General features: G+C 68.9%; 1 protein-coding gene. It reads right to left on the bottom strand.

All coding sequences use genetic code 11. The annotated features are described in order from the left end of the window. On the bottom strand, positions 1-344 hold a 344-nt coding region (locus GJQ66_RS12230; RefSeq protein ID WP_230379574.1), incomplete at both ends, for a beta-1,3-glucanase family protein.

Genomic DNA, 344 nt, shown 5'->3' with positions numbered 1-344 from the left:
CGCGCAGTCCGTCGTTGGGGGCTTGCAGGGCGCCGTGGCAGAAGAGCACATCGCGGGTGGAGGGCTTGGCGATGGAGAACTGGGCGGGGCCGCGGAAGGTGAACTGGTTGCCGCTGACCCGGCCGGTGAAGGTGCCCCTGTTGGTGGTGACCTTCAGGTCCTTGGACGTGTAGGCGTTCCAGGCGCGGTCGATGTACGGCGCGAAGTAGTTCCCGTCGAACAGCCCGGCGTCCAGGCCGTGGCTGGGGGCGATGACGCGCTTGTCGCCGACGACGAGCTTGCCGAAGCCGGGCGTACGGCCGATCTCGGAGAAGATCCGGGATCGGGCACCGGCCTTGAGCGCC

Origin of the sequence: Microbacterium sp. ZXX196 (assembly GCF_009709595.1) — a bacterium.
Lineage (GTDB): Bacteria > Actinomycetota > Actinomycetes > Actinomycetales > Microbacteriaceae > Microbacterium > Microbacterium excoecariae.
The sequence above is the reverse complement of the archived record's forward strand: the minus strand, read 5'-3'. Positions and strand labels throughout refer to the sequence as shown.